This is a genomic window from Microbacterium testaceum, from assembly GCF_001476285.1.
Taxonomy (GTDB): Bacteria; Actinomycetota; Actinomycetes; order Actinomycetales; family Microbacteriaceae; genus Microbacterium; species Microbacterium testaceum_B.
The window spans coordinates 1-1032 of the sequence record NZ_LDRU01000167.1; the positions used below are offsets into that span (position 1 = coordinate 1).

The following is a 1032-nucleotide window of genomic DNA, read 5'->3' on the forward strand; positions in this document are numbered from 1 at the left end:
CTCCGACGCGGAGCTCCGCAAGAGCTATGCCGCGTTCATCCGCTTCGCCGCGAAGGACGGGCAGCGTCCGGGAACGGCCCCCGGGCAGCTGCCGCAGGGATTCGTTCCGCTCCCCGAGGGATGGCAGACCCTCGCCCTCACGGCCGCGGACGATATCGAGGCGGGACGGATGCCGAGCCTCGGCGGCACACCGACCCCCACGGCGAACGGCCCCGCGGCGGGCGTGCCCTTCCCCAGCGGCGGTGTCGTGGGCAGCGCCCCGGCCGCAGCCGCCCCCGCTCCCGCTGCCCCGGCGCAGGCCTCCGCCCCGGACCCCGTGGCATCCGGTTCCGCCGCCCCCGCTCGGACGGGTGGCACCACACCCGACGATCCGGATATGGGCGCCCTGCCGGCCGCGCTCCCGGCCAGCGTCGCGGGCGGGCTCGCCGCCGCCTTCGCCGTGCCCCTCTTCGGACGACTGCGCCGTCGGCTCTGACGCCGCGCCGGTCTCCGTTCCCCAGACCCGTCCTCTCGCAACTGAACACCCGAATCACATCTGTGCACCACACCAATCGAAAGGCATTGAGTTGAAGCTCAAGAAGCTGGCCGCCATGGGCGCGGCTTGCGGTATCGCGATCGCCGGCCTCGGCGTCGCCTCCATGGCCTCGGCCGAGCCGGTCTCGAACAGCTACTCGCTGGTCGGTTCCGACACGCTGCAGGACGCGGCCAACGCGATCACGAACGGAACGACCCTCACGGGCTCGCTCGTCCGTGTGACCTCCACCAACAAGACGCTCGGCAGCTTCGACGCGTTCGGTTCCACGGCCATCCAGACCAAGCAGGGCGGTCCGTTCTTCGGCCGTCCCGCCGGTTCGGGCGCGGGTGTCACGGCGCTCCGCGCCTCGATCACCGGTGCCGCCTACTCGGGCAACAAGGGAGTCCCCGCCCGCACGATCACCGGTCAGGTCGACATCGCGCGCTCCTCGAGCGGCCCGGGCACCAACGCGAACGCCAACGGTCTGCTCGCCTACATCCCCTTCGGGCGCGACGCCG

Annotated in this window: 1 protein-coding gene and 1 pseudogene; both read left to right on the forward strand. The window is 72.5% G+C overall.

Annotated elements, in window-relative coordinates:
* Positions 1–475 (forward strand): annotated as a pseudogene (locus NS283_RS19040) (hypothetical protein); the annotation flags it as partial.
* Positions 476–590: 115 nt separating this feature from the next.
* Positions 591–1032 (forward strand): hypothetical protein (locus NS283_RS18180; protein ID WP_206542573.1); only part of this gene is annotated, 442 nt, incomplete at its 3' end.